Annotated in this window: 32 protein-coding genes; 20 read left to right on the plus strand and 12 right to left on the minus strand. The window is 63.0% G+C overall.

All coding sequences use genetic code 11. The features are described 5' to 3' along the window. Nucleotides 1–19 precede the first annotated feature (19 nt). The 4 genes from FJ977_RS35785 (at nt 20) to FJ977_RS13255 (ending at nt 4,609) form a co-directional block, all read left to right on the plus strand. A complete protein-coding gene (locus tag FJ977_RS35785) occupies nt 20–337 on the plus strand; it encodes a hypothetical protein (RefSeq protein ID WP_181179809.1) in 318 nt (105 codons plus the stop codon). A 398-nt stretch (nt 338–735) separates the two neighbouring features. Next, nucleotides 736–1,119: a hypothetical protein gene (locus tag FJ977_RS13245; protein ID WP_246683058.1), complete on the plus strand. Its 384-nt coding sequence runs from the start codon at nt 736–738 to the stop codon at nt 1,117–1,119. 127 nt (nt 1,120–1,246) lie between these two features. After that, the gene (locus tag FJ977_RS13250; RefSeq protein ID WP_140772008.1) at nt 1,247–1,723 is read left to right on the plus strand and encodes an NUDIX hydrolase; all 477 of its coding nucleotides are present in this window, start codon (nt 1,247–1,249) and stop codon (nt 1,721–1,723) included. A 387-nt stretch (nt 1,724–2,110) separates the two neighbouring features. Then, a complete protein-coding gene (locus FJ977_RS13255; RefSeq protein WP_140772009.1) occupies nt 2,111–4,609 on the plus strand; it encodes an EAL domain-containing protein in 2,499 nt (832 codons plus the stop codon). Between the two features lie 16 nt (nt 4,610–4,625). Here the strand turns inward: FJ977_RS13255 and FJ977_RS13260 are convergent, their stop codons facing one another. Next, entirely contained in the window at nt 4,626–5,159 is a 534-nt protein-coding gene (locus FJ977_RS13260; protein WP_140772011.1) for a GNAT family N-acetyltransferase, read from the minus strand. A 222-nt stretch (nt 5,160–5,381) separates the two neighbouring features. Between FJ977_RS13260 and FJ977_RS13265 the strand changes: the two genes are divergently transcribed. Further along, entirely contained in the window at nt 5,382–5,837 is a 456-nt protein-coding gene (locus FJ977_RS13265) for a DUF2214 family protein (protein WP_140772013.1), read from the plus strand. Here the strand turns inward: FJ977_RS13265 and nth are convergent. Continuing rightward, a complete protein-coding gene (gene nth, locus FJ977_RS13270) occupies nt 5,831–6,637 on the minus strand; it encodes an endonuclease III (RefSeq protein WP_140772014.1) in 807 nt (268 codons plus the stop codon). The genes FJ977_RS13265 and nth overlap by 7 nt on opposite strands. Nucleotides 6,638–6,659: 22 nt before the next feature. Between nth and FJ977_RS13275 the strand changes: the two genes are divergently transcribed. After that, a complete protein-coding gene (locus FJ977_RS13275) occupies nt 6,660–7,154 on the plus strand; it encodes a DUF2244 domain-containing protein (RefSeq protein ID WP_140772016.1) in 495 nt (164 codons plus the stop codon). A 2-nt stretch (nt 7,155–7,156) separates the two neighbouring features. Here FJ977_RS13275 and FJ977_RS13280 read toward each other — a convergent pair whose 3' ends face one another. After that, on the minus strand, nt 7,157–7,972 hold the full coding sequence (locus FJ977_RS13280; protein ID WP_140772018.1) for a class I SAM-dependent methyltransferase: 816 nt from the start codon (nt 7,970–7,972) through the stop codon (nt 7,157–7,159). A gap of 115 nt (nt 7,973–8,087) precedes the next feature. On the opposite strand from FJ977_RS13280, the gene FJ977_RS13285 reads away from it, so the two are divergent. The 8 genes from FJ977_RS13285 (at nt 8,088) to FJ977_RS13320 (ending at nt 14,250) form a co-directional block, all read left to right on the plus strand. Then, nucleotides 8,088–8,966, plus strand: coding sequence for a bifunctional helix-turn-helix domain-containing protein/methylated-DNA--[protein]-cysteine S-methyltransferase (locus FJ977_RS13285; RefSeq protein ID WP_140772019.1), 879 nt, complete (start codon nt 8,088–8,090; stop codon nt 8,964–8,966). Nucleotides 8,967–9,187: 221 nt separating this feature from the next. Next, the gene (locus FJ977_RS13290) at nt 9,188–9,658 is read left to right on the plus strand and encodes a hypothetical protein (RefSeq protein ID WP_140772021.1); all 471 of its coding nucleotides are present in this window, start codon (nt 9,188–9,190) and stop codon (nt 9,656–9,658) included. Nucleotides 9,659–9,680: 22 nt separating this feature from the next. Continuing rightward, the gene (locus tag FJ977_RS13295; protein ID WP_140772022.1) at nt 9,681–10,073 is read left to right on the plus strand and encodes a hypothetical protein; all 393 of its coding nucleotides are present in this window, start codon (nt 9,681–9,683) and stop codon (nt 10,071–10,073) included. Then, entirely contained in the window at nt 10,040–10,567 is a 528-nt protein-coding gene (locus tag FJ977_RS13300) for a hypothetical protein (RefSeq protein ID WP_140772024.1), read from the plus strand. The genes FJ977_RS13295 and FJ977_RS13300 overlap by 34 nt, the downstream gene beginning before the upstream one ends. Next, entirely contained in the window at nt 10,542–11,024 is a 483-nt protein-coding gene (locus tag FJ977_RS13305; RefSeq protein WP_181179811.1) for a hypothetical protein, read from the plus strand. Before FJ977_RS13300 ends, FJ977_RS13305 begins: the two co-directional genes overlap by 26 nt. A gap of 151 nt (nt 11,025–11,175) precedes the next feature. Further along, nucleotides 11,176–12,081: a ribokinase gene (locus FJ977_RS13310; RefSeq protein ID WP_140772027.1), complete on the plus strand. Its 906-nt coding sequence runs from the start codon at nt 11,176–11,178 to the stop codon at nt 12,079–12,081. 1 nt (nt 12,082) lies between these two features. Further along, nucleotides 12,083–13,528, plus strand: a complete 1,446-nt coding sequence (locus FJ977_RS13315) for an amidase (protein ID WP_140772028.1) — start codon at nt 12,083–12,085, stop codon at nt 13,526–13,528. 107 nt (nt 13,529–13,635) lie between these two features. Continuing rightward, a complete protein-coding gene (locus tag FJ977_RS13320; protein ID WP_140772029.1) occupies nt 13,636–14,250 on the plus strand; it encodes a LysE family translocator in 615 nt (204 codons plus the stop codon). Nucleotides 14,251–14,404: 154 nt separating this feature from the next. Here FJ977_RS13320 and FJ977_RS13325 read toward each other — a convergent pair whose 3' ends face one another. Next, on the minus strand, nt 14,405–15,346 hold the full coding sequence (locus FJ977_RS13325; protein ID WP_140772031.1) for a nucleoside hydrolase: 942 nt from the start codon (nt 15,344–15,346) through the stop codon (nt 14,405–14,407). 303 nt (nt 15,347–15,649) lie between these two features. Here FJ977_RS13325 and FJ977_RS13330 point away from each other — a divergent pair, with 303 nt between their 5' ends. Both FJ977_RS13330 and FJ977_RS13335 read left to right on the plus strand, forming a co-directional pair. After that, entirely contained in the window at nt 15,650–16,075 is a 426-nt protein-coding gene (locus FJ977_RS13330) for an Hsp20 family protein (protein ID WP_096450220.1), read from the plus strand. 64 nt (nt 16,076–16,139) lie between these two features. After that, nucleotides 16,140–16,397, plus strand: coding sequence for a DUF1150 family protein (locus tag FJ977_RS13335; protein WP_140772032.1), 258 nt, complete (start codon nt 16,140–16,142; stop codon nt 16,395–16,397). Between the two features lie 111 nt (nt 16,398–16,508). Here the strand turns inward: FJ977_RS13335 and ptsN are convergent, their stop codons facing one another. From ptsN to lptC, 6 genes are all read right to left on the minus strand, one after another. Continuing rightward, nucleotides 16,509–16,973: a PTS IIA-like nitrogen regulatory protein PtsN gene (gene ptsN, locus FJ977_RS13340; RefSeq protein ID WP_010911486.1), complete on the minus strand. Its 465-nt coding sequence runs from the start codon at nt 16,971–16,973 to the stop codon at nt 16,509–16,511. 60 nt (nt 16,974–17,033) lie between these two features. Beyond that, the gene (gene raiA / locus FJ977_RS13345; protein ID WP_027043252.1) at nt 17,034–17,618 is read right to left on the minus strand and encodes a ribosome-associated translation inhibitor RaiA; all 585 of its coding nucleotides are present in this window, start codon (nt 17,616–17,618) and stop codon (nt 17,034–17,036) included. A 368-nt stretch (nt 17,619–17,986) separates the two neighbouring features. Beyond that, nucleotides 17,987–19,513 carry an RNA polymerase factor sigma-54 gene (gene rpoN, locus FJ977_RS13350; RefSeq protein WP_140772033.1) on the minus strand — a complete coding sequence of 509 codons (1,527 nt, stop codon included), beginning with the start codon at nt 19,511–19,513 and terminating at the stop codon, nt 17,987–17,989. A gap of 259 nt (nt 19,514–19,772) precedes the next feature. Further along, entirely contained in the window at nt 19,773–20,591 is an 819-nt protein-coding gene (gene lptB, locus FJ977_RS13355; RefSeq protein ID WP_010911489.1) for an LPS export ABC transporter ATP-binding protein, read from the minus strand. Continuing rightward, a complete protein-coding gene (locus tag FJ977_RS13360; RefSeq protein ID WP_140772035.1) occupies nt 20,591–21,196 on the minus strand; it encodes an LptA/OstA family protein in 606 nt (201 codons plus the stop codon). Before FJ977_RS13360 ends, lptB begins: the two co-directional genes overlap by 1 nt. Continuing rightward, on the minus strand, nt 21,183–21,896 hold the full coding sequence (lptC, locus tag FJ977_RS13365) for an LPS export ABC transporter periplasmic protein LptC (protein WP_140772036.1): 714 nt from the start codon (nt 21,894–21,896) through the stop codon (nt 21,183–21,185). The genes FJ977_RS13360 and lptC overlap by 14 nt, the downstream gene beginning before the upstream one ends. Before the next feature lie 335 nt (nt 21,897–22,231). On the opposite strand from lptC, the gene sppA reads away from it, so the two are divergent. The 4 genes from sppA (at nt 22,232) to FJ977_RS13385 (ending at nt 24,977) form a co-directional block, all read left to right on the plus strand. Continuing rightward, the gene (sppA, locus tag FJ977_RS13370) at nt 22,232–23,188 is read left to right on the plus strand and encodes a signal peptide peptidase SppA (RefSeq protein WP_140772037.1); all 957 of its coding nucleotides are present in this window, start codon (nt 22,232–22,234) and stop codon (nt 23,186–23,188) included. 80 nt (nt 23,189–23,268) lie between these two features. Next, nucleotides 23,269–23,553, plus strand: coding sequence for an integration host factor subunit beta (locus FJ977_RS13375; RefSeq protein WP_006200394.1), 285 nt, complete (start codon nt 23,269–23,271; stop codon nt 23,551–23,553). A 53-nt stretch (nt 23,554–23,606) separates the two neighbouring features. After that, complete coding sequence (locus FJ977_RS13380; protein ID WP_140772039.1) at nt 23,607–23,975, plus strand: DUF1049 domain-containing protein; 369 nt, start codon at nt 23,607–23,609, stop codon at nt 23,973–23,975. 36 nt (nt 23,976–24,011) lie between these two features. After that, a complete protein-coding gene (locus FJ977_RS13385) occupies nt 24,012–24,977 on the plus strand; it encodes an ornithine cyclodeaminase family protein (protein WP_140772040.1) in 966 nt (321 codons plus the stop codon). Here the strand turns inward: FJ977_RS13385 and FJ977_RS13390 are convergent. Next, complete coding sequence (locus tag FJ977_RS13390) at nt 24,974–25,411, minus strand: EVE domain-containing protein (protein WP_140772042.1); 438 nt, start codon at nt 25,409–25,411, stop codon at nt 24,974–24,976. The two genes, FJ977_RS13385 and FJ977_RS13390, sit on opposite strands and share 4 nt — an antisense overlap. Further along, nucleotides 25,408–25,788 carry a VOC family protein gene (locus FJ977_RS13395; RefSeq protein WP_140772043.1) on the minus strand — a complete coding sequence of 127 codons (381 nt, stop codon included), beginning with the start codon at nt 25,786–25,788 and terminating at the stop codon, nt 25,408–25,410. Before FJ977_RS13395 ends, FJ977_RS13390 begins: the two co-directional genes overlap by 4 nt. Between the last annotated feature and the right edge of the window lie 46 nt (nt 25,789–25,834).

Consider the following 25,834-nt stretch of genomic DNA (forward strand, 5'->3'; position numbering starts at 1 on the left):
AAGGCGGGACGGCAGTTGCATGGACAGCCGAGCCGCCATCTCCGCCGCGCCCACCCCGGGCGCTGCCCACGAACGCGGCCTCGCCAGAGGTCGTGCGGCCAACACTATTCGTACCCATGGCCGGCGCGGTCGGCGACTTGCCGCCCTCGGCGTCGGCACTACCGATCCCGTCGTCACCATCATCGCCCCGCGCCCCATCCGTATTGATGGACAATTGTTGCGCATCGGCCGGGGACTGAGCGTGAAGCGAAACGAGCCCGACGAGCGCCGTCGCGCCGAGCAGAAGGGCAAGTCGTCTTTGAAGAACGGCAGGATGCTTGCCCACCTGCCCGGATAACCCCTCTTGCGGGACCTGGCGGGTCTGACCCGACTTGTTTGGGTCTCCGCCAGCCAAGCCACAAGGCCAGCGCGCAACAGTACGCTTTGAAAACAAAGCCATGCACTTCCCCCTTTAGGCAGGCGCTCTCAATCCCTCCTTGAGTTTGGTGCCCCCGCCATGGTCAGCCCACGCAATATGCCGGCATCCTGCAATAAGGTTCGATGCAGCGAGGCCGGCGTATCCGCATTCCCACTTGTGGAGTTCTGGCTCAATTAGACCATGTTAACTTGTGCCAGATGAGATCGAGAACTTACGTAAGGGACACTGACCAAAGCCTTCGGCCTTTCATAGTCGTCATATGACGGCAATCTGCGGTCACGGACCGGATGACGGTATGATTGATTTATGGGAGATCCATGTATGGCCATGGCATCGCCGACAGGCCGCCCTATATATTGGGAATGAACAAGATCTTTTCGCAGAATGGGCGCATGTCCGCGCGTAGACCACCGTTGATTGTGGCATCGGCTTCGCTGGTCGCGGTGGTCATGGCGGGCCTTGCCCTGCCCGCTTCCGCGCAGGTGCTCAATCCCGCTGCCAAAAGTAACGCGCTGATCCAGCAGAATGACCTGCAGACCTTGCAAAACAGGATTCAGCGGCAGCAATTTCAGCAGCAGCAACAGCAATATCGTGCCCAGGATCGCGTGATCGTCCAGCAGCCGCAGCCGGTGGTGCCGCAGGTCAGGCCGAGCTGCCAGACCCAGATAATCGGCAGCACCGCCGTGAGCACCTGCCGCTGACAGGCCGACTACCCTTTTATTTAGCCGACTTACATGATAGGGGCGTTCGGGTACCCCTGCGGCAGTTTGGGTTTTGCAAAGGCGCCGTATCACGCTATGGGGCACTGCACCGACTGGATTTTTACGAATGGCAGCCACCAAGAAAAAGGCCGTGCGCAAGGCCAAGAAAGGCGAGCGAATCCGCCAGGTCGCGGCGATCCCCTTTCGGTTGACCGCAACCGGTGATTTCGAAGTCATGCTGGTCACTTCGAGAACGACGAGACGCTTCATCGTTCCCAAGGGTTGGCCTATGAAAGGCAAGAGTGGACGCAAGGCAGCCACCATAGAGGCGCAGGAGGAAGCCGGCGTGCTCGGCAAGGCGCTGAGGGAGCCGGCCGGCACCTATTCCTACTGGAAACGGTTGGCCAACCGCTTCGTCCGCGTCGACGTCATCGTCTATCTGCTTGAAGTGACCGAAGAGCTTGCTGACTGGCAGGAGGCCAAACGCCGCCAGCGCGCCTGGCTGGCGCCGGCCGACGCGGCGATGCTCATCGACGAACCCGATCTGTCGACGCTGGTGAAGACCCTGAAGCTTCCCGAACCCATGCCGCCGGGCCAAGCGTAAGCAATTCGAGAAGCCTGGAACGGTTTTCCAGGGAAAAGCGCATGGCGTTTTCCCCTGGGAATTGCGTCGAGGCAAGAAACTCTGAGCGTCACTCGCCAGCCTCATTCGGCGGAGGCGCAGCCCTGACCCGCTCGGTTACGGGCCCGAAAAGGATCGATAAGCTTCGAATACAAACTGATTCAACTTGAAGCAGTCACTTGACGTTGCGTAATATTCAGCCGCCCAAATCTAGAAATGGCTTTATAGGAACGGAACTATTTATTTGCTGTTAAGTCCCCCGTGATACCCGGTTGTTGTCGCCATTTGCGCGACATGAGGGGAAGAAAATCGTCTCAACCGACAGGTGAAACAGTCGGACAGACACGCTGACAGGATCATGGCACGTCCGTGAATTCGAAGACGCCGTCATCGATGGATGCCAGCCCCCGTCTTCTCGGGCTCGTCTGGCCGTTCATCGCCGTCGTGCTCATCCAGGCGCTGGTCGCCAGCCTCAGCCTGTACACGCTTTCGGCGGTTCGCGCCTATGTCGGCGGGGAGAGCCAGTGGTCCAAGGGGCAAAAGCACGCCATCTATTTCCTCAGCCTGTATGCGGACACCGGCAATGAGGAGTTCTTCACCGAGTATCGCGAGGCGATCGCCGTTCCGCTGGCCGATCGCTCGGCGCGCTTGGCGCTCGAGCAGCCCGAGCCCGATACAGAGGCAGCGCGCGCAGGCTTTCTGCAAGGCAGAAACCACCCGGACGACGTCACCGGGCTGATCTGGCTGTTCCAGAATTTCCGGAAGTTCAGCTATCTCGATACCGCTATTCGGCACTGGGCGGCGGCCGACACGATGATCCTCGCCATCCAGCGGCTCGGCGACACCATGCATGCGATGCTGGGCAAGGGGCCGGCGTCGGCAGCCGAGATCAGCGCCTGGAAAGCGGAAATCCATCGGCTCGATCGCCAGGTCACCCCATTGTCCAAGGCCTTCTCGGACAGTCTGGGCGAGGGATCGCGCTTCATCCGGATGCTGCTCACCTTTGCCAATCTCGTGACCGCCGCCCTGCTGATCCTGCTGGCCGTGTGGCGCACCCGCAAGCTTCTGGCACAGCGCCAGGCCTTCCAGCTGGCGCTCAATGCCGAGCGCGAGCGCGCCCAGGTTACGCTGGCTTCGATCGGCCAGGCCGTCATCAGCACCGGCCGTGACGGGCGGCTGGACTACATGAACGCGGTGGCCGAGAAACTGCTGGCCTGCCCGCTCGGCATTGCCAGGGGAAAACCGGTCGCATCGCTGTTTCGCCTCGTCGACAAGGATACCAGCGTCGAGGATTCGCAGCTGGTCGAGCGTCTCCTGGCCGGCGAACCACGCCGTTCCAGCGCCCGTCCGCAATTGCTGCAGCGGCTGGACGGCTCTGTTGTTCCCGTCGCGCTGACCGGCGCGCCGCTGATCGTCTCCGGTGAAATCGTCGGCGCGGTGCTCGCCTTCCACGACATGACGCGCGAAGAGGACTACATCGAGCGGCTTTCATGGCAGGCTTCGCATGACGCGTTGACCGGGCTCGCCAACCGGCGCGATTTCGAAAGCCGGCTGGAAAGGACGATCGTCGAACTGCAAGGCAAGCCCCGTCAGCACGCCTTGATGTATCTCGATCTCGATCAGTTCAAGCTGGTCAACGATACGTGCGGCCACGCCGCGGGTGACCAGTTGCTGCGCCAGATTTCCTCATTGCTGACCCGCGAATTGCGGTCCGGCGACGTACTCGCCCGGCTGGGCGGCGACGAGTTCGGCGTGCTGCTGGTTGATTGCGATGCCACCAACGCAGCCGACATCGCCGAAAGGCTGCGCACGGCGGTGCAGGATCTGCATTTCGCCTGGGACGGAAGATCCTTCAACACCAGCGTCAGTATCGGCATGGTGGAGATCGCCAACGCGCAGGTGACGATCGAAGAGACGCTGCGGGCCGCCGACGTCGCCTGCTACATGGCCAAGGAAAAGGGCCGCAACCGCGTCCAGATCCACAGCGATGGCGACATGGCCTTGCGCGAGCGCTTCGGCGAGATGGCCTGGGTACAGCGACTGCACGCCGCGCTGGAGCAAAACCGCTTCAGGCTTCACGCCCAGGAAATCTGGCCGCTCAACGACGACGTCGTCGAGGCGGGAGCGCATATCGAGATCCTGCTGCGGCTGACCGACGAAGACGGCAGCTTCGTCACCCCGCAGAGCTTCATTCCCGCTGCCGAGCGCTATGGCCTGATGCCGTCGATCGACCGCTGGGTGGTGCGCAACACCTTCCGCATCCTGGCCACCCGGCAGGCCGATCCGCGCACGCCGCCGATCGCCACATGCGCCATCAATCTTTCCGGAGCGACTTTCGGCGACGAGACGTTTCTCGGCTTCCTGCGCGAGCAATTTCTCGTCCATGGCATTTCGCCTGCCATGATCTGCCTGGAGATCACCGAAACCAGCGCTATCGCCAATCTCACCAACGCCATGCGTTTCATTGCCGATCTGCGCGGCCTGGGCTGCCGCTTCGCGCTCGACGATTTCGGCTCCGGCATGTCATCCTTCGCCTATCTGAAGCACCTGCCCGTCGACTACCTCAAGATCGACGGCAGCTTCGTCAAGGACATGCTTGACGACCGCATCGACCGCGCCATGGTCGAGATGATCCACCACATCGGCAAGGTCATGGGCAAGCGTACCATCGCCGAGTTCGTCGAGAGCGACGACATCGCCGCCGCTCTGAAGACCATCGGCGTCGACTATGCCCAGGGCTATGGGATCGCCAGGCCAACACCGTTCGATGCCTCGACGGTGCTGCTGGGCCGGAGCTTCACACCGGCCGCGCAGAGCGCCGACCCATGGGCCGACCTTGCGCGGAAACTTCGCCGCAAGGCGGGGTAGAGGCCCCAATTCCAGTTCAGGACAGCCGCTCCAGCAGCACTGTCGGGGCGTCATGATAAGTGGTCCGCAACACTTCGCGATAGCCAACCTTGCCAGCGACATTCAACGATGCTGTGTTCTCCGGATCGATGATGCAGACGGTTTTCGTACGTCCAAAGGTTTCTTCCCCCCAGGCCAGCACACGGCCGACCACCTCGGTGGCGAGACCGGCGCCGTGCACGGCCGGAGCCAGTGCCCATCCGGCCTCGGGAATGCCTTCGATCGACGGTTCCATGTCACGCTTCAGATCGTGAAACCCGGCCTCGCCGACGAAGCGGCCCGTCGCCTTCTCTTCGATCGCCCAGAAACCGTAGCCGAGCAGCGACCACAGGCCGGCATGACGCAGGAAGCGCATCCAGCTTTCCTCGCGCGTGCGGGGCTTGCCGCCGATGAAGCGGGTGACGGTCGGGTCTGCCCACATCGTGGCATAGGCGTCGAAATCCTCCAGCCGGTGCGCCCTTAGAATGGTTCGTTCCGTCTCGATGACCGGAGCGCCGTGCGGATTGTTCATGGGATTGCCTCGCTGAAGTTATCCGCGCTTAGCAAATAGCCCCCGCGGTGCAAGGGCCAGCGCGAAACGCGCCATCATCCAGAAAAGCCGCATGGCCGGTACTGTGGCTCCGCTATGGGAATTCCGGCCGACGGTGTTATTTTCCCGGCAGGCTGATTTCAGCACACACTGCGACGCGATCTTCTCCGACGCGGGCTGGTGCTCAAACCCAAGGAAAGAAGCATGGACACGACCGATCTTGTGCTTGCCATTGTCCATCATCTGCTGGTGTTTTCCCTGGCGGGGATAATCGGCGCCGAATTCGTGCTGATCCGCGGCGACCTGCCCGCCACAACGCTCAAGCGGCTCGCCGGCATCGACCGCCACTATGGCATAATCGCCGCGCTGATCATCATCGTCGGCACCGGCCGCGTCTTCTGGGGCCTCAAGGGGTGGGAATTCTACGTCTACAACTGGGTGTTCTGGGCCAAGATGGTGGCCTTTGGCATTGTCGGCCTGCTGTCGATCGTCCCGACCGTGCGCTTCATTTCCTGGAACAGGCAGGCCAGCGCCAACCCCTCCTTCGCCGTGCCGGCAAGCGAACTGGCCTCGGTGAAGACCTACATCCGCGCGGAAGCCTTCGTCTTCCTGCTGATCCCGGTCTTCGCGGCGGCGATGGCGCGCGGTTACGGCTACTGATCGTCAGTTGGTGCGGTTTCAAGTGGAGCGATCGGCACCAGGGGCGCCGGAATGCTGGTCGTCTTCTCCTCGGCCTTGCAGATATCGGCGATGACACAGGCCGGGCAGTCCGGCTTGCGCGCCTTGCAGACATAGCGGCCATGCAGGATCAGCCAGTGATGCGCATGGCGCATATACTCGTCCGGGATGACCTTCAGCAGCCCCTGCTCGACCTGTTCCGGCGTCTTGCCGGGCGCAAGGCCAAGCCGGTTGCCGATTCGGAAGATATGCGTATCGACTGCCATCGTATGCTGGCCGAAGGCCATGTTGAGCACGACATTGGCGGTCTTGCGCCCGACGCCCGGCAGCTTGACCAGCTCATCGCGGTCATCAGGCACCTCCCCGCCATGGTCGCGGATCAGCGCCTCCGACAGCGCGATGACGTTCTTGGCCTTGTTGCGCCAGAGGCCGATGGTCCTGATGTATTCGCCGACCTTGGCCTCACCCAGAGCCGCCATCTTCCATGGCGTATCGGCGGCCTTGAACAGCGCCCGTGTCGCCTTGTTGACGCCGGCATCCGTCGCCTGCGCGGACAGAACCACAGCCACCAGAAGCGTGAAGGCGTTGACATGTTCGAGCTCGCCCTTCGGCTCCGGCCGCTGGACAGAAAAGCGCCGGAAGATCTCATGCACTTCCGCCGGCGTATAGCGTGACGTCCGCCGCACGGGCCGTGGACGCGGCTTGGCGTTCGATCCGTCACGTCGTCCGGCCGGCAGCTTTTTTTCGGGCATGGTAGAATCTTTGGACTTGGGGCTCGCCATTTCCCTCCTATAATATCCCGTCATGAGCGACACAAACGCCTCGTTCCAGGCTGACGAGCCCTTCTTTCACGCATTGCTGACCCCACACCGGTCGCTGGGCAGGACGGGCTTCCTGATCCTGATGGGCGCGCTGCTGTTCGGCTGGCTGGTGACAGGCGCGTTTTTCCTGTCGCGTGGTGCATGGCCGGTGTTCGGCTTCTTCGGCCTCGACGTGGTCGCCGTCTACATCGCCTTCCGTGCCAATTATCGGGCCGCCCGCGCCCGCGAGGAGGTGTCGGTGTCCCGCACCAGCCTCGACATCCGCAAGACAGCCCCTTCGGGAAAATCGGAAGCGCATCGCTTCAATCCGTTCTGGGCACGATTTTCGGTCGCCCGTCACGCCGAGATCGGCATCACCAAGATGATCGTGGAAGCGCAAGGCCAGAACGTGCCGATCGGCGGCTTTCTCGATCCTGATTCCCGCGAGAGCTTTGCCACCGCCTTTTCGCGCGCATTGGCGACCGCGAAGGCGCGCTGAATCTAGAAGCGATAGCGCAGAAGCCTGCCTACCTTTCGCAGCGCCGGAATGTGTTTCCACAGGCGAACGAACAGCTTGGCGGACCAGCCCATGCGGGCGGCGTGTTCAGGCTTGTAGGCGGAAATATCCTCGACGAACCGCAGTTTCGGAACCGCCAGTTCCAGCTCGTGCGGATCGTCGATCGCCCAGTGGACCTCGGCACCCGTGACCTTGATGGTCGGATTGAGGCGAAGCAGCGTCAGGCCGAAACGGCTGTAGGCGTCGAACATCAGCTCGCCGCCGGCAAGATGCGAGACAAGCCGCGAAACCAGGCGCAACCCCTCGTCGGCGGGGAGATAGGGCGTCAGCCCTTCCGCCACCACGATGGCCGGGCGGTTGCGCGGCACCTCGGCCAGCCAGCCGGGTTCGGTCACCGACGAAGCGATGAGATGGTAGTGGTCGCGGGACGGGTAGAGCTTGCGCCTGAGTTCGATGACCTGGGGATAGTCGACGTCGAACCAGTCGACGCCTGGCGGTGGATCGACACGGAAGACGCGCGTATCGAGCTCGCAACCCAGATGCAGCACGATGGCACCGGGATTTCTGGCCAGGAAGTCCTCAACGCGGACATCCAGTGTCTTGGCCCGGATCGCCAGGCCGATGCCGAGATTCTCATCGACCTTGAGCCTGGAGAAATCATAGTCGATCTTGCGCACCGCCTCGTCGGCGAAATGATCCGCAAGCAGTGAATGGGGCAGCCGGCTCTCCAGCGCCTTGCCGTAGAGCGTCATCAGCAAGGTTTCCCTTGCCCCGGTCAGGTGCACTTTCTGGCCAGCCATGAGCGACTCCTGGACACGAGCCCCGAATCTATCTGGGCATGCGCGGCAAGAAGGCAAGTTTCGGGTGGCGGTCGCCGCCCCAAGGGGCGATATTCCTGGCCAAGGAGATCGTTCGATGAGCACACACACAGCAGTCCTCAAGAAGGACATCACACCGCAAGGCAGCGACTACGAGATCGTGCGCCGCGCCATCGAGAAGATCAGCCTCGACTATCGCGACCAGCCCTCGCTCGAGGAGCTTGCGGAAGAGGTCGGGGAGACGCCGACAGGCCTGCAAAAACTCTTCACCCGCTGGGCCGGCCTGTCGCCAAAAGCCTTCCTGCAGGCGGTGACCCTCGACCACGCTCGCCGGCTGCTCGATTCCGGCATGCCGCTGCTCGAAACCTCGTTCGAACTGGGCATGTCCGGCCCCGGCCGGCTGCATGACCTGTTTGTCACCCACGAGGCCATGTCGCCGGGCGACTACAAGACGCGCGGCGCCGGCCTCACCATCCGCTACGGCTATCACCCCTCGCCTTTCGGCACCGCCCTGATCATGGCCACCGACCGTGGCCTTGCCGGCCTGGCCTTCAGCGACCCGGGCGAGGAACGTGCGTCTTTCGCCGACATGTCCAGCCGCTGGCCGAACGCCGTCTATGTCGAGGACATGGCCGCGACCGGCCCTTACGCCGCGCGCATCTTCGATCCGACATTGTGGCGGCCCGACCAGCCGCTGCATGTCGTCATGATCGGCACCGACTTCCAGGTCCGGGTCTGGGAGGCGCTGCTGCGGATTCCGATGGGCAAGGCCCGGACCTATTCCTCGATCGCCGCCAGCATCGGCGCGCCGAGCGCCAGCCGCGCGGTCGGTGCCGCCAATGGCGCCAACCCGCTCTCCTTCGTGGTGCCTTGCCATCGCGCCATCGGCAAGTCCGGCGATCTCACCGGCTATCACTGGGGCCTGACCCGCAAGCGCGCCATCCTGGGCTGGGAGGCAGGGCAAGTGTCGTCGTGAAATATCGTTTTTCCGGTTTTCGCCGGAAAAATTTACAGATATTACGTGATGAAAAGTATTACTTGAGTTTTATCCGAAATTCATGACACAACCGAGGACAACCTTTGGTTTTTCATGAAACGTTATTTCCGCAACTTATTTAAGTTTACGCTAAATTAACCACGATAAAGCGATCATGACTCCTATCACTTCGGGTTGATCCGACTTGGCAGGAGGTCTCGATGAAATTGTTGCGCACCGCCTTCGGTGCGGCCTTGCTGGCCGCGTGCCTGGACCAGGCCGCAATGGCCACAACGCAAAATGTCATTTTCAATGGCACGATCACTCCGACCTGCACGCTCGTCATTGCCACCAACGGCACGATGACGGTGAGCCCCGACCTCCAGTCGCTGAGTTCCCACAACAGCGGCGGCTCTGCCGGAACCGTCACGCTGACGACGACAGGCGGCGTGTCGCTGAGCGTCGACCCGGTTACCACCACGACGGTGCCGTCGGCCGACACGACATCGACCACCTGGACACCAACCTATTCCTCCGCCGGTGCGCACTCCATCGTCGAGACCGGCTCGGCGACCCCCATCACCACACCCGGCGCCGACCTTGTCTCGGTCCATCTCGCCGGCACCAAGGGCGGCAGCAACCGCTTCGCCAACGGGAACTACCAGGCAACGGTAACGCTGCGCTGCGAATAGCGCCGTCGCGAAGGAGAGGGTCTTGAAACATGCACGAATCCTGGCGACGGCACTGGCCGTCGGGCTGGCACCTATTGCCGCCAAGGCGCAGTCGATGTCGCCCATGCGCGGTGAGGTCAACAGTTTCACCGATGCCTTCGCGGTTCGCGTCTTCCCGGCCAATCCATACGATCAGAAGATCAGGGTCGAAATCCATGTCTACGACCAGGATTTTCAGCCAGTGGACGCCAGGATCTCTCCAAGTGTGTTCCAGCTGGGTTCCCAGGCTTCCCGTCCTGTCCTCGTGGTCGTGCCCTTCGGCGGCGCTGCCGAGCGTAAAGTGCGTATCTGCACCGAAAGCATCCCCTTTCCCAATCAACAGACGCAGATAAGGGCACAGATATGCGGAAAGTTTTTTGGGCACCGCAAATCCTGACGCTGGCGCTCGCGGTTGCAGTCACAAACACGGTTCCAACCCTGGCCCAGGACCAGATCTACAATCTCAATCAGAACGAGAACGGCTTCAATTTGCCCGGTGTCACCTTGCCCCAGGGCCAGGACGAGGTCCATGCCGCGGACGGCACCACCTGCCGCTCCGCCGTTTCCGGTTCCGGTGCCTATGTCGATCTCGGCGTTATCAGAGGCAACAACCAGACGGACAACGGTGTCGCCACCTACGGCCGGGTGGTGATCCCGATCGGGCGTACGCCGAAGCGTCTCGACTGCAGCCGGCTCTACGAACTTGAGGTCCAGCGCCTGCAACTGGAGCTGAAGCTGCTCAAGATGGGTCTCGGCGGCGACGGCCAGACGGCCAGCTTGGCCGCGGGCGCTCCTGCTCCCGGTTCTGCGGCCGCATCACCCGGATGGGCCAATGAAGGCTGGAGCCTCAGGACCGGAAATGGCGATGGCAAGAAAAAGAAGAGGAAATAACCGCGCGCTGCTTGCGGTGGCGGCACTTGCCGGCTTCAGCCAGCCTGTGTCGGCGGCAATCATCGGCACCTGCACCATCATGGTCGGGGCATCGGGAACGATGGCCGCAAATCCCGCCATCAGTATACTGAGTTCCAAGCAGGCAGGCGGATCGAGCGCCAGCGCCACCGTGGTGGCAAGCTCCCTGGTGTGCTCCCTGCTCAATCTGCTGGACTGCTATTCGGTTTCGGCGCCGGCGCCGGCCGCGTTCTCGTCCGCGCCGAGCGGCGGCGGCACAAACGTGACCTTCGCCTCGGTCTTCCGCCTCGACGGCTCGGGAGCCGACATCAACGGAAGTGTGCCGCAGAAGCTTGTCAATGGCACCCACGCCATGCAGATCGACCTCATCGCCACCAAATCGAGCGGTATCTTTCCCGCCGGCAGCTATCAGGGCACCGTCACCGTGCGTTGTGAATAGGCCACGATACCACAAAGCGAGCTGGACCATTCGCGTGGTCTGGCAAGCCGCGACCTTACAGGTTAGCTTCCCGCGCGATTGGAACGCATCTTCGCCCCCACGCGCCGTGGACGTTCCAGAACCTTGAATTCATGCTGGCAGGAGGCCTTGCTTGATTATCGTCATCGGCTCGATCAACCTCGACCTTATCGCCAAAGTCGACCGCCTGCCGAGCCCCGGCGAAACGGTGAGCGGCTCCGGTTTCGCCACGGCGCCCGGCGGCAAGGGCGCCAACCAGGCGCTGGCCGCCGCACGCGCCGGTGCCCCGGTGCGCATGGTCGGCGCCGTCGGCAAGGACAGTTTCGCCGGAGAGGCGCTGGCATTGCTGCGCGAGGCCAAGGTCGACCTCTCGGGCGTGGGCGAAACCTTTGCCTCGACCGGAACGGCGCTGATCATGGTCGGTGACGACGGCGAGAACATCATCGCCGTGGTCCCCGGCGCCAATGCTTCCGTGGTGCCCGGCGACCTTTCCAAGGCCTTCCTGAAAAAGGGCGACGTCGTGCTGCTCCAGCACGAGATCCCGCTGGCGACCGTCGATGCCGCGCTCGACCAGGCGCGGGCGGTCGGCGCCATCACCGTGCTCAACACCGCTCCTTTCCAGGGCGACGCGGCGGCTTTCCTCGGCAAGGCCGATTATGCCGTCGCCAACGAGACCGAGTTCGACCTTTATGGCGAGGCGCTGGCGCTGAACGGCCGCGACCGTGCGGCACGCATGCGCGACTTCGCCGCGAAAACCGGCCGCACCATCGTCGTCACGCTCGGCGGCGACGGCGTCATGGCGGCGACGCCGACCGACTTTCTGACCGTTGCGGCCATGAAGATCACTCCTGTCGACACGGTCGGCGCCGGTGACACCTTCTGCGGTTATTTCGCTGCCGGCCTGTCGTCCGGCCTCACGCTCGAAAAGGCACTGGCGCGCGCCGGTGCGGCTGGCTCGCTGGCCTGCCTGAAGCCGGGCGCCCAACCGGCGATCCCGCTGGCCAGGGATGTCGATCAGGCCTTTCAGAAAGTCAGCTGAGATGATGCGTCCCCGGACCAAACATGCCGTGCCGCCGGCCGGCGACATCTGCCGCCTGTCCGCTGTCGAACTGGCCGACGCGATCCGCCACAGGAAGCTTTCGGTACGTGAGGTGGTCACGGCCTTCCTCGACCGCATCGACGCGGTCAACCCGCAGGTCAACGCCATCGTCTCGCTGCGCGATCGCGGCGACATCCTGCGCGAGGCGGATGCTGCCGATAGCAGGCAGGCGAGTGAAACCGGAACGCTCTTCGGCTTGCCGATCGCCATCAAGGACCTTGCCTCGACCACTGGGCTCAGGACCTCCTTCGGCTCGCCGATCTTCGCCGATTTCGTGCCTCAGGAAGACGATTTCTTCGTCGAGCGTATCCGCGATGCCGGCGCCATCATCATCGGCAAGACCAATGTCCCCGAATTCGGACTTGGCTCCAACACCTACAACAACGTTTTTGGGCCGACGCTGAACGCTTTCGATCCGGCGCTCACCGCCGGCGGGTCGAGCGGCGGCGCGGCAGTGGCACTGGCGCTCGACATGGTGCCTGTCGCCGACGGCAGCGACTTCGGCGGCTCGCTGCGCAACCCGGCCGCCTGGAACAATGTCTACGGCTTCCGCCCGTCGCAGGGGCTCGTGCCCGCCGGGCCGGACTTCGAGGTCTTCCATGCGCAGATGGGCGTCGAGGGTCCGATGGGCCGCAATGTCGCCGACATGGCTATGCTGCTCGACGTGCAGGCGGGTTATCATCCGCAGGCACCACTGTCCTATGAGAAACCGGGCGCGTTCCTCGAAGGGCTCGCAACGCCTTCGACTGGCGGCCGCGTCGCCTGGCTCGGCGACCTCGGCGGCCATTTGCCGGTTGAACCCGGCATCCTCGAACTGTGCGAGGCAGCGCTCGGCCGGCTCGCGGGCCAGTCCTTCGTGATTGAACCCCTGCTGCCCGATTTTGACTTCGAGGCGCTGTGGCAGGCCTTCGTGACGCTGCGCCAGGCCAGCAGCGGCTGCGCCCTACAGGCCCACTACGACGACCCCTCCAAGCGCGGCCTGCTGAAGCCGGAAGCCATATGGGAAATCGAGAACGCAATGCGGCTGACGGCGCCGCAAATCCGCGCGGCCTCGGTCATCCGCACTTCCTGGCATCGCACGCTGCTGTCGATCTTCGACCGCTTCGATCTCATCGCGCTGCCGACGGCGCAGGTCTTTCCCTTCGATGTCACCACGCACTGGCCAAGCAAGGTCGCCGGACGGCCGATGGACAGCTATCACCGCTGGATGCAGGTTTCCGCCTTCGCCACGCTGGGCGGCTGCCCGGCGGTCAACGTGCCGGTCGGCTTCGACGAAAAGGGCCGGCCAATGGGCATGCAGCTGATCGGCCGGCCGCGCGGCGACCTCGCGGTGCTGAAGGCCGCGGCTGCCTATGAGGCGACGCTACCCTGGCAGGCTGGCGCCTGACCCGCGTGCAACAACGCACCACTTCGCCCATGTCTTGCGCGGAGGCTGTCGTCATGCATTGATTGTCCCCAGTCGCGCCGCGTCAGCGGCATTCCAAGGGAAAAGCCATGTCGCTGGAACTCTACGCCGCCTATGTTCTCGCTTGCATCGTCATCATCCTGGTTCCCGGTCCGACGGTCACGCTGATCATCGCCAACAGCATCCGCCACGGAACCCGCGCCGGTCTCGCCAATGTCGCCGGCACGCAGGCTGGCCTTGCCATCATGATCGCCATTGTCGGCATCGGCCTCAACACGCTGATCGCGGGCATGGGCCACTGGTTCGAATGGGTGCGGCTGATCGGCGCCGCTTATCTGATCTGGATGGGTTTGCAGATGTTCCGCTCCAAGGGCACGCTGAATGCCGACGGAACGGCGCGGAAGCCGCGTGGCGGTTTCTTCCTGCAGGGCCTGCTGGTGGCGCTCAGCAATCCCAAGACGCTGGTGTTCTTCGGCGCGTTCTTTCCGCAGTTCATCGCGCCGCAAGGCAACTACTCGCTGCAGATCGTCGTCATGGGCCTCACCGCCATGATCTTCGCCGCCATGTCGGATTCGACCTATGCACTCGCCGCCGGCCGCGCCGGGCGCCTGCTGTCGGCCAGCCGCATCAAGTTCATGTCCCGGATCAGCGGCAGCTTCCTGGTCGGCGGCGGCCTGTGGCTGGCGTTTTCGAGGTCGAAGTAACGGCGCCCCTTCCCTCGCCCCGTTCACGGGGAAAGGGTGGTCGCGAAGCGATCGGGTGAGGGGCAGCGCTGAGGATGCAGGCGCAATATCGACGTTTGCCGCCCCTCATCTCCCTGCCGGGGCCTTCTCCCCGTGAACGGGGAGAAGGAAGTTTTCACAGCCGGCCCAGCCTCTCCACCAGCAGGGCGAAGAAGCCGTCATGGTCGATGTCGCGCATCACCATGGCGTTCTTTTCCCGCTTGGTCACGCCCCACCAGTCGATCACGGTCATGCCCATGGTCAGCTCGGAGCTGGTTTCCACGCTGACATTGCAGTTGCGGCCCTTGAACAGGTCCGGCTTCAACAGATAGGCGATGACACAGGGATCGTGCAGCGGGCCGCCATCGGTGCCGTACTTGCCCTCGTCGTAGCGTTCGAAGAATTCCAGCATCTCGGCGGTAGCCGTACCGACCTTGGTGCCGAGCTTGCGGAAGGCCTGCGTGCGCTTGGCGGTGGTCAGCGCCTTGTGGGTGACGTCAAGCGGCATCATCACGATCGGGATGCCGGATTTGAACACCAGATCGGCGGCCTGCGGATCGACATAGATGTTGAATTCGGCCGCCGGAGTGACGTTGCCGCCCTCGAAGAAGCCGCCGCCCATCAGCACGATTTCCTTGATGCGCGGAGCGATGCGCGGCTCGCGGATCAGCGCCAGCGCGATGTTGGTCAACGGCCCGAGCGGGCAGAGCGTGATGGTGCCGCTCTCTTCCTTCATCAGCGTCTCGACGATGAAGTCGACGGCATACTGCTCCTGCAGCTGCATCGCGGGTTCGGGCAATTGCGGCCCGTTGAGGCCTGTCTTGCCATGCACTTCCTCGGCGGTGACCAGTTGGCGCGCCAGGGGGCGGATGGCCCCGGCATAGACCTTGATATCGGGCCGGCCGGCCAGTTCGCAGATCTTGCGGGCATTCTTTTCGGTGAGCTTCAGCGGCACGTTGCCGGCAACGGCGGTGATGCCGACGATCTCCAATTCGCTGCTGCCAAGTGCCAGCAGAATGGCGACGGCATCGTCCTGGCCGGGGTCGGTGTCGATGATGATCTTGCGTGGTTGGGGCATTTCAATTCCTTGTTTGGGTGGCCGTGAGCTCACCGGACCGATCGCACGCGTGAAGGGCGCCGAACCGGCTGCAAGCTGCCGAAGCGACCGACCGGGAACGGTCCCGGCCCCGGCGCTTCTCCCTGCATCCGCGCGTCGCTTCAAGCGCCATCTCGATTATTCCTGTGAGTCCAAGGCCTGGTCTTTTTGGGCGGGTCTTCTGGTGGCTTGAACTTGGTCGCGGGGCGGACCATATCAAGAGCATCGGGAAAAATGCCATCCGGGTTTTTCCAGTTTATGTCGCTCTTGAGAGGACAGTGTAACATGAGCCGAATGACGCCTTTCTCCAGCCCGCTTCTCCTTGGTTTCGATGCCATGGAAAAGACCTTGGAGCGCTTGGCGAAATCCGGTGACAGCTACCCTCCGTACAACATCGAGCGCCTCAGCGGCACTGACGGTAAGGCCGAAAGGCTGCGCATCACGCTCGCCGTCGCCGGTTTCGCCGAAAGCGATCTCGATGTGACAACGGAGGAAAACCAGTTGGTCGTGCGCGGCCGTCAGACCGACGACACCGAGCGCGAATTCCTTCATCGCGGCATCGCCGCGCGCCAGTTCCAGCGCTGTTTCGTGCTGGCCGACGGCATGCGGGTGATCGCGGCGGAGCTGAAGAACGGCCTTTTGTCGATCGACCTCGATCGGCCAGAGTCCGAACGGCTGGTACGGAAAATAAACATATCGGTGAAAGACTGATCTTTACCGATGGCTCTCATGCGGGATGGCCTTGAGCGGCGTCCTCGCGCCAAGGAGGCTTGAAATGACCAGAACTGAAGAGAATATCACCATGACCAGCGGTGAATTCGCCCATCTCGGCGAAGGCTCGGTCGCTTATCTGCGCAAGGTCTCGAGCGACGACCTGCTCGGCCGCTTCCCGAACATCGGTGAAATCGCGCCCGGCCTGGAACTGTGGGCGCTGTTTTCCGCCAACGGCCAGCCGATCCTGCTTTCCGATGCGCGTGACCGCGCACTGGCCGGTGCCATGGAAAACGACCTGACCACCGTCGCCATTCACTAAAGCGCCATTCACCACGGCGGCCATCCATCAGGGCGGCCATCGACCAGGACGATTGGCTGAAACGAAAAGGGCCGCTCATGGCGGCCCTTGGATATTCCATTCAAAATGGCCTCAAGCCGCGTGCGAGGCCTGCGTGTCCGACAAAAGCGCGTGGATCGCCGTGGCGTCGCGCGTCCCCCTGATCTTGGCGACCGTGTCGGCGTCACGCAGCACGCGGGCGATGCGCGACAGGGCCTTGAGATGATCGGCGCCCGCCCCTTCCGGCGCCAGGAGCAGAAACACTAGATCGACAGGCTGGTCATCCAGCGACTCGAAATCGACCGGCGTTTCCAGCCGGGCGAAGACACCGGCGATGCGCTTCACGCCGGCGAGCTTGCCATGCGGAATGGCGATGCCGTTGCCGACGCCGGTCGAGCCCAGCCGTTCGCGCTGCAGGATGGTGTCGAACACTTCCCGCTCCGGAATGCCCGAAATCGCCGCCGCCCGTTCGGACAGCAATTGCAGAAGCTGCTTCTTGGAGTTCGCCTTCAACGCCGGCAAAATCGCCGGAACGCTGATAAGATCGCTCAGATCCATGCTTGAAAATCCCTTGTTCGCCTGCCGTAGCCAGTCCCCACCCCTCGTGCGGCTGGCTTTTTATCCCTGTGCGACCTTGGTCGTGGACGGGTCGATCCAGCCAATGTTTCCATCGGGCCGGCGATAGACGATATTGAGATGGTCGGTTCCGGCGTTACGGAAAACGAACACCGGACTGTCCTTGGTATCGAGCTCGATGACCGCCGAGGCCACCGACATGGTCTTCAGCGTCATGGTCGATTCGGCGACGATGGCCGGCGCGAAATCCTCCGGGATTTCCTCGTCGTCATCGGCGAGCGGCGCCATCACCGTATAGGCGATGTCGGTCAACTCACCATTGCCATTGCCTGAATTGTGCGATTTGAGACGGCGCTTGTAGCGCCGAAGCCGGGTCTCCAGCCGGTCGGCCGCGGCCTCGAAGGCGAGCGTCGGATCCTGGGCGTCGCCGGTAGCCTGCAGTGAGGCGCCGGAATCCAGCCGGATCATGCAATCCGCCGAATAGCGCGAGCCCGATTTGATGACGGTGACGTGTCCGGCAAAGCCGCGATCGAAATATTTGCCGATCGCTTCGCCGACACGATCGTTGATGCGCGTGCGGAACGCATCGCCGATATCCATGTGTTTTCCCGATATGCGCAGATTCATCTGAAAACTGACCTTCCTTGCTCAGGCTTCAAACTGGCCTGAGTTTATACTTGTGGTCCGTGCGCACAAGCTTTGCGGCGTCACTGGCGCCGATTTAAATCCGAACTTTCCGGTTGATCACAAGCCGCCTTTTTGACCGTCCCGAGGCCATTGTCGTGACGGACCATCCGCTAGCGGGCATCGGGCCCGTCTCATGCGGGCGGGCTTCTAGCCACTTCCCCAGGGCTTGTCAATGAAGCTCGAAAGCTGTGGAAAATCAGGAGCGCATGGAGCGGTTCATCGTTTCACGGAAACGCCGAGCCACTCCACCTCTTTGCCTTGACGCGATTCCTGTGGGAAAACCGCTTTACACTTTTCCTGGAATTGCCTTAGCGGCCGGCGCTGGCGAGTGCCCGCTTTTCGCGCCGGCGCTGCACGGAAGACGGAATATTCATGCCTTCCCGGTACTTGGCGACCGTGCGCCGAGCGATATCGACCCCGCTTTCCCGGAGCATGTCGACGATCGCGTCGTCGGACAGAACGTCGACCGGCTTCTCCTCGTCGATCAGCTGCTTGATGCGGTCCCGCACCGCTTCCGAGGAATGCGCGTCGCCGCCGCCCGACGCGGCGATCGAGGCGGTGAAGAAATAGCGCAACTCGAACACGCCGCGCGGGGTCAGCATGTATTTGTTGGCGGTGACGCGGCTGACGGTCGATTCGTGCATGCCGATGGCGTCGGCCACCGTGCGCAAATTGAGCGGCTTCAGCTGGCGCACGCCATGGACCAGGAACGCATCCTGCTGGCGCACGATTTCCGAGGCCACCTTGAGGATCGTCTTTGCCCGCTGGTCGAGGCTGCGCGTCAGCCAGTTGGCGTTTTGCAGGCACTCGGCGAGGAAATCCTTTTCCGCCTGGTTCTTCGCATGCGGCGACACCTGGGCGAAATAGATATGGTCGACCAGCACGCGCGGCAGCGTTTCGGCGTTGAGTTCGACGGTCCAGCTGCCGTCATTGGCCGCGCGCACCTCGACATCGGCGACGATGGCGTCGCTCGCACCGCCAGAAAACGCCATGCCCGGGCGCGGATCGAGGGCCCGGATCTCGGCCAGCATGTCGAGCAAATCCTCCTCGTCGACGCCGCAGATCCGCTTCAGCGTCTGGAAATCGCGCCGCGCCAGGAGCTCCAGATTGGCGACCAGGGCCTTCATCGCCGGGTCGAGGCGGTCGCGCACGGCAAGCTGCAGCGAAAGGCATTCGGCAAGGTCGCGGGCGAACAGGCCGGCTGGTTCGAAAGTCTGGCACACCGCCAGCACCTTGGCCACGCTCGCAGCGTCAGTGCCCAGACGCGTGGCGATCTCCGCGAGATCGACCCTGACATAGCCGGTCTCGTCGAGGCCATCGGCGAGTTCGCCTGCGATCAGCCGCGCCGCGGGATCGGCAAAGGCCAGTGCCACCTGCTCGCCGACATGGTCGCGCAAGGTGATGGCGCTCGCCGCCATGTCGCCGGCGTCGAGCCCCTCGGACGACGGGCCGCCGCCACTGCCCGAAGCCGACTTCCATTGCGCCGTCAGGTCAGGTCCGAGCCGCTCGCTGGTGCCGGGATCGTCGGGAAACAGGTTTTCCAGCGACGTATCGAGTTTTTCCGAAATCGCCTCGGCACTCCATCCCGCCTCCTTCTCGAACCAGTCGCCATCGGCGGCCGCCTGCGGCTCCGCGTCGATCTTCTGCGCCTGGTCGCTCGCGGCGTCGTCCTGCGGCTCGGCGCGCTCCAGAAGCGGGTTGCGCTCGATTTCCTCGTCGATGAAGTGCTCGAGCTCGACATGGGTGAACTGCAGCAGCCGAATCGACTGCATCAGCTGCGGCGTCATCACCAGCGACTGCGACTGTCGGAGCTGTAGTTTCGCCGCCAACGCCATGGTTCGGTTTCAAACGCCTCCTCTACGCGTCCGGACGCCCGGAATGAATTTCACGGCCGGCCATAGAAACTGGCCCGGCTTTTGCTTGTCAAGGCAAAGCTAGCAAAAGCCGCTTACCGGAGCGTTATGCCGGAGCAAAATCACCGAAAATCAGGCTCTCACGCGCAAAAAATCGTGTCAGGAAACAAATTTCACGCCCAAGGCAATTCCGGACGGACAACCGCGTCAGGGCTTCCCGTCCCGAATTGCGCGGGAAAAGTCAGAGCGTAAAACCCTCGCCGAGATAAAGCCGCCGCACATCTGGGTTCGCCACCACTTCGTCGGCGCGGCCATGGGTCAGCACCTGACCGGCGTGGATGATGTAGGCGCGGTCGATCAGACCGAGCGTCTCGCGTACATTATGGTCGGTGATGAGGACACCGATGCCGCGCGCCGTCAGGTGGCGGACCAGTTGCTGGATATCGGCGACGGCGATCGGATCGATGCCGGCAAAGGGCTCGTCGAGCAGCATGTAGGCCGGGCGCGTCGCCAGCGCGCGCGCGATCTCCAGGCGCCGCCTCTCGCCGCCGGAAAGCGACATGGATGGCGCCTTGCGCAGATGGCTGATGTGGAATTCCTCGAGCAGTTCGTCGAGATTGCGCTCGCGCACCTTGCGGTCCTTTTCGACCACTTCGAGCACGGCACGGATATTCTGCTCGACGTTGAGGCCGCGGAAGATCGACGCCTCCTGCGGCAGATAGCCGATGCCGAGACGCGCACGGCGGTACATCGGCATCGAGGTGACGTCGAAGCCGTCGATCTCGATCGTGCCTTCATCCACCGGCACAAGGCCAGTGACCATGTAGAAACAGGTCGTCTTGCCGGCGCCATTGGGGCCGAGCAGCCCGACGGCTTCGCCGGCACGCACGCCAAGCGTGACGCCACTGACCACCTTGCGGCCCTTGTAGCTCTTGGTCAGCCCCTTGGCGATCAAGGTTCCCTTGAACTTCGTCTTGTCGACGGTGATCGTGGCCGGAGCCGAAACCTTAGCCGCGGCTCGTCCCGGAAGACGCGCCGTCAGCGATGACAGGCTGGCCATCAGGGGTTCGTCGCTCCGGATTTCGGCGCATCCGACTTCGGCGGCGGGGTGATCGACATCTGGACACGTTGGCCAGCGCATGGATCAACCTGGGCCAGCCCGCTTTTCATCTGCACGGTGAGCTTGCAGCCGACCAGGACGTTGTCGTTCTGAGACAGAACGACCTTTTTGCCCGAAAGCACCAGCACCTGGCTCTTCATGTCGAAGCTGCCCTGATCACCGGTCGCGACCTGCTGATCCGACTTGATGTAGACCTTGTCGGAGATCTCCAGATGGTCGATGTTGGCCGAGCCGGTCATCGCCGCGCCGGCGGCTTCCGTGCCATTGGCCGCGGCATTGGGATCCTTGATGTAATAGACCATCATCTTGCCGGCCTTCATCAGCGTCGGCCCTTGGACGACGGTGACATTGCCCGTGAAGATGGCGACATTCTCGGCCTGCCGGACTTCCAGCTTGTCGCTTTCGATCTGGATCGGCTTGTCGCCCGCCAGTTTCAGGCCCGACACCTGACTGGTGGCGCCGGACTGTGCCAGCGACGGCACCAGGCCCAGCAGGAGCATCGCCGAAGTTGCGGCCGCAAGCCGTGTCGAACTATTGAGCCACATTCGCTTCTTCGCCCTTTGCCTCAGCCGCCTTCAGAGCGGCGGGATCGATGTTGACGCGCACCCTGTTCTCGAACACCAGGACCTTGCCATTGTCCTGGACCGTCAGGGAATTCGCTGTGATCTGTGACCCGCCACGGCTGACATCGACGGGATCATCCGTCTTCATAGTGCCTTTGCCCATGTCGAGGAAGACCGATTTGAACTTGGCTTGCATGCCGTCGGTCGTGGTGATCACGACGTCGCTGTTCAACTTCATCGTGTTGCCGTCGCGATCGTAGGTACCGCGCGACGCTTTGACCGCAGCCACATTGTCAGGCCCGACCGGCACTTTGGCGTCTATGCCTTCGAGCTCGATGATGCCTTGCGTGCTGACGTCCTGGATCGCCCGCAGGGCCGTCATTGAATAGGGCTGCTTCTGTTTGGTGAAACCGTTGAGCTTGGGATTGGCCATCACCAGCTTGCCGTTGGAAAAAGCGGTGCCGTCCGCCTGCACCGCGACGGAGACGGGTGCGGCCAGATAGGAATAGACCGGGAAGGCGACGGCGATCAGCGCCGCGGCCAGGGGCACGGCGAATTTGAGCACACGCACGCGACGCGAATGACGCTGGGCGCGGTCGAACGCCTCGCCCCGCGTCCAGCCATCCGCCGGGGGAGCCAACTCCATCTCGGGGCTGGTCGGTTCATTCGATCGCGCTAACATGACTGCTTTCTTCTAGACCCCTGCCCGCCAGGGAGCACCGCCTATAGGTGGGGGGCCGGCGCCTTCAAGCAAGCACAAGCCCATGAAAACCGCAAAAATGTGACAACTGTGGTTGTACAAACGAAAACGAGGTCAGCACAACAACCGATACTTCATAGCAGAAATGCACGTCCTTGCGCCGTTTTTTCATCACTGCCGTCTCTCCCCTTACCTTGCGTCCCTTGCGCAGGCCAGTCACAAAACAGACAGCGTTGGGATTGCCGAAGACGGAACTGCTTCCCGATAAGGACATCATGGTCTAAAAGCGTCTCTTCCCGCCGACTGTGAGGCTGACCATGGCATTGAGAGCCGACGACCTGATCGACCGCCGCCGCTTGCGGCGCAAGCTGACATTCTGGCGTGTTGTGGCCATCGGCATCGTGGCACTCGGGGTGATTGCGCTGTCGGCCTGGCTCTACGGCGACGATCTCGGCGGCTCGGCCGTCGACCATATCGCCAAGGTCAGGATCGAAGGCACCATCACCGAGGACGAGGAACTGATCAAGCGGCTGGAGAACATCCGCGAGTCGTCGAAGGTGAAAGGCGTGATCCTGGCGATCGATTCACCCGGCGGCACCACCGTCGGTGGCGAATCGATCTACGAGGAAGTGCGCAAGCTGGCCGCCGACAAGCCGGTGGTGGCGGAAGTCGGCACGCTCGCCGCATCGGCGGGCTATATGATTGCCAGCGCGGCCGACCACATCGTAGCCCGCAAGACCTCGATCGTCGGCTCGATCGGCGTGCTGATCCAGTACCCTGACGTCAGCGGCCTGATGGACAAGCTCGGCGTCAAGCTGGAGGAAGTGAAATCCTCGCCGCTCAAGGCTTCCCCCTCTCCCTTCAAGCCGACCAATGACGACGAGCGCGCCATGGTCCGCAAGCTTATCCTCGACAGCTACGACTGGTTTGTCGGCATCGTCGCCGAGCGCCGCAAGATGACGCACGAACAGGCGCTGGCGCTCGCCGACGGGTCGATCTTCACCGGCCGCCAGGGTGTTTCCAACGGATTGATCGACGCCGTCGGTGGCGAGACCGAGGCGATCAACTGGCTGGCGACCAAGGGGGTCGACGCCAAGCTCAAGGTGGTCGAGTGGAAGGACACGGAACGGCGCGGCAGTTTCCTGTGGTCAAAAGCCATGGTGAAAACGATCGGCAGCGCCCTCGGCCTGCCGGATTACAGCGGTGACGTCATCCACGAACTTGGGGCCGACCGCTTGTTTCTTGACGGCCTCGTTTCCGTCTGGCACCCTTGAGCGCCGTTTGGGACAGCTGAAAAAGCCAATAAAATCATCCTCATAATTTTGACCGAACTGCTTTCACGGGGACCCGTCTGATGATCAAGTCCGAACTTGTGCAGATTATTGCCACGCGCAATCCGCATCTTTTCCTGCGCGATGTCGAAAACATCGTCGGCGCGATCTTCGATGAGATCACCGACGCCCTTGCCGAAGGCAACCGGGTCGAGCTGCGCGGCTTCGGTGCTTTTTCGGTGAAAAACCGCCCCGCCCGCACCGGCCGCAACCCGCGCACCGGCGAATCCGTCGAGGTCGAGGAGAAATGGGTGCCGTTCTTCAAGACCGGCAAGGAACTGCGCGAAAGGCTGAACGGCGGCAAGTAGGCGCGGCGTCAGCGCCAGACGGCCTTATCCGGCCCGCTTGCACGGAAGAAATCATGCTCAATCGCTTCATGCTCATCGTGGTCTTCGTACCCCTGGCGATCATCCTGATCGCGCTTGCCGTCGCCAACCGCGAACTCGTCGCCTTCACGCTGGACCCGTTCAATCCCGGCAATCCGAAGCTGACGCTTACCTTGCCGCTGTTCATTTTCCTGTTCCTGGCGCTTGCCATCGGCATGATCGTCGGCAGCCTGGCAACCTGGGTCAAGCAGGGCCGCTACCGCAAGCTGGCGCGCCAGCGCGGCGTCGAGGCGGAAAACCTGCGGCAGGCAATCAGTCGCACTCCGTCGGCAACACCGGGACCGATCCAGGGCTCGGCCCAGGGATCGGCCCAGGGATCGGCATTGCCAAAACCGACCAATTGAGCGGCCTGCCGGCGCCTTTCCTCCACGGAGCTTTTCATGCTGACCATTTCGGCCGCCGAGGTCGACCGTGCGCTGACCTTTCCCGGATTGGTCGAGACGTTGCGCGCGGCTTTCCGTGACGGGGCGGTACAGCCCGTCAGGCATCATCACGCGGTCGAACGGCCCGACGGCGAGGCCTCGACCCTGCTGCTGATGCCGGCATGGACCGATTTCAACGCCGCCGGCACGTCTTCCGGTGGCCATATCGGCGTCAAGATCGTCACCGTCTCGCCTGACAACAACGCCATCGGCAAGCCCGCCGTGATGGGGCTTTATCTCCTGCTCAACGGCAGCACCGGCGAACCGGAAGCCTTGATCGACGGCCAGCGCCTGACTCAGTGGCGCACGGCTTGTGCTTCGGCGCTGGCGGCGTCCTACCTCGCCCGCGACGATGCCTCGCGACTGCTTGTGATCGGTGCTGGCGCCCTGTCGCCGTTCCTCGCCAGGGCGCATTCGGCGGTGCGGCCGATAAAAACCATCCGCATCTGGAACCGCACCCCCGCCAACGCTGAGAAAGTCGCGGCCGATTTGTGCGCCGAAGGCTTCGCCGCCAGCGCCGCGACCGACCTCGATGCCGAGCTTGGTCAGGCCGACATCGTCTCCTCGGCGACAATCACCACCACGCCGCTGATCAAGGGCGCGCTGCTGCGGCCTGGAACCCATGTCGACCTGGTCGGCGGCTTCACCCCGACAATGCGCGAAAGCGATGATGACGCGGTCGCCCGTGCCCGGGTCTATGTCGACACCCGCGCCGGCGCCACCAGGGAAGCCGGCGACATCGTCCAGCCACTGGCTTCCGGCCTGCTGAAGCCGGACGCCATCGTCGCCGATTTGCACGAACTGGCGCGCGGCCAGAAGAAAGGCCGCACACGCCCTGACGAGATCACGCTGTTCAAATCGGTCGGCGCGGCACTCGAGGATCTCGCCGCCGGCATTGCCGTTTATAACGCGCTGAAGGCCTAGCTCACCGCCCCCCGCTTTTCGGCAGCCATCGCGTCGGCGATCAGGCGAAAATCGTGATCGGTGACTTCGAACAGGCCGAAGCGCAGCTGATATCCCCAGTTCGCCTTGCCGGCGGTGAAGTCCAGCCGGTCGAGCAGCGGCTTGATCGGCGCTTCTTCAGCCGCCATCCACTCGACGTCGCGGCGGAACGGCGTGAAGCCGCCGCCCATTTCGCCTTGATAAGGCTCTCCTTCCCGCACGGTGCCGATTGCGGTGAAAGCCTGCAGGCCATCCTTTTCGCCCAAAACCGTGGTCGGCGAATAATAGATGACACCATCGCCGGGCTTGACGCGACGCAACGGCGCCGCCTTGCCGTGGTTGACCTGCATGAAGCCGTCCGTGCGGCCGCGCCGGACATGTTGCGCCGACGCCACTGCGATCCAATACACGCTCATTTCTGTTCCCCATCCGACAGCCAGTAGACACGCAGGCGGTGATTGTCGGGATCGAGCGCAACGAAAGTGCGGCCGAAATCCATGTCGGTCGGCGCCTGCAGGATCTTCAAGCCACGCCCCGACCAGTCGGCATGGGCGGCGTCGACCGCATCCGGCGTCTTCAGTGCAAACACGATCTCAGCGCCGCCACCCGCCGCCTCTGCCGCCGGCTCCACGGTATGACGCGACCAGAGGCCGAGCTTGAAGCCGTTGTCGAGCACGAACATCACGAAGGTCGGCGCGCTTTCGACCGGCTCGCGACCAAGCAGCGCGCTGTAGAAGGCACCGCTCCGCAGCGGCTGGTCGACATAGAGTATGACGAGATTCGGGGTGGTCATGTGTGCTCTCCAAAGTTCAGCGTTTCGATGCGCCGAACCTAGAATA

The organism is Mesorhizobium sp. B2-1-3A (assembly GCF_006442655.1).
Taxonomy (GTDB): Bacteria; Pseudomonadota; Alphaproteobacteria; order Rhizobiales; family Rhizobiaceae; genus Mesorhizobium.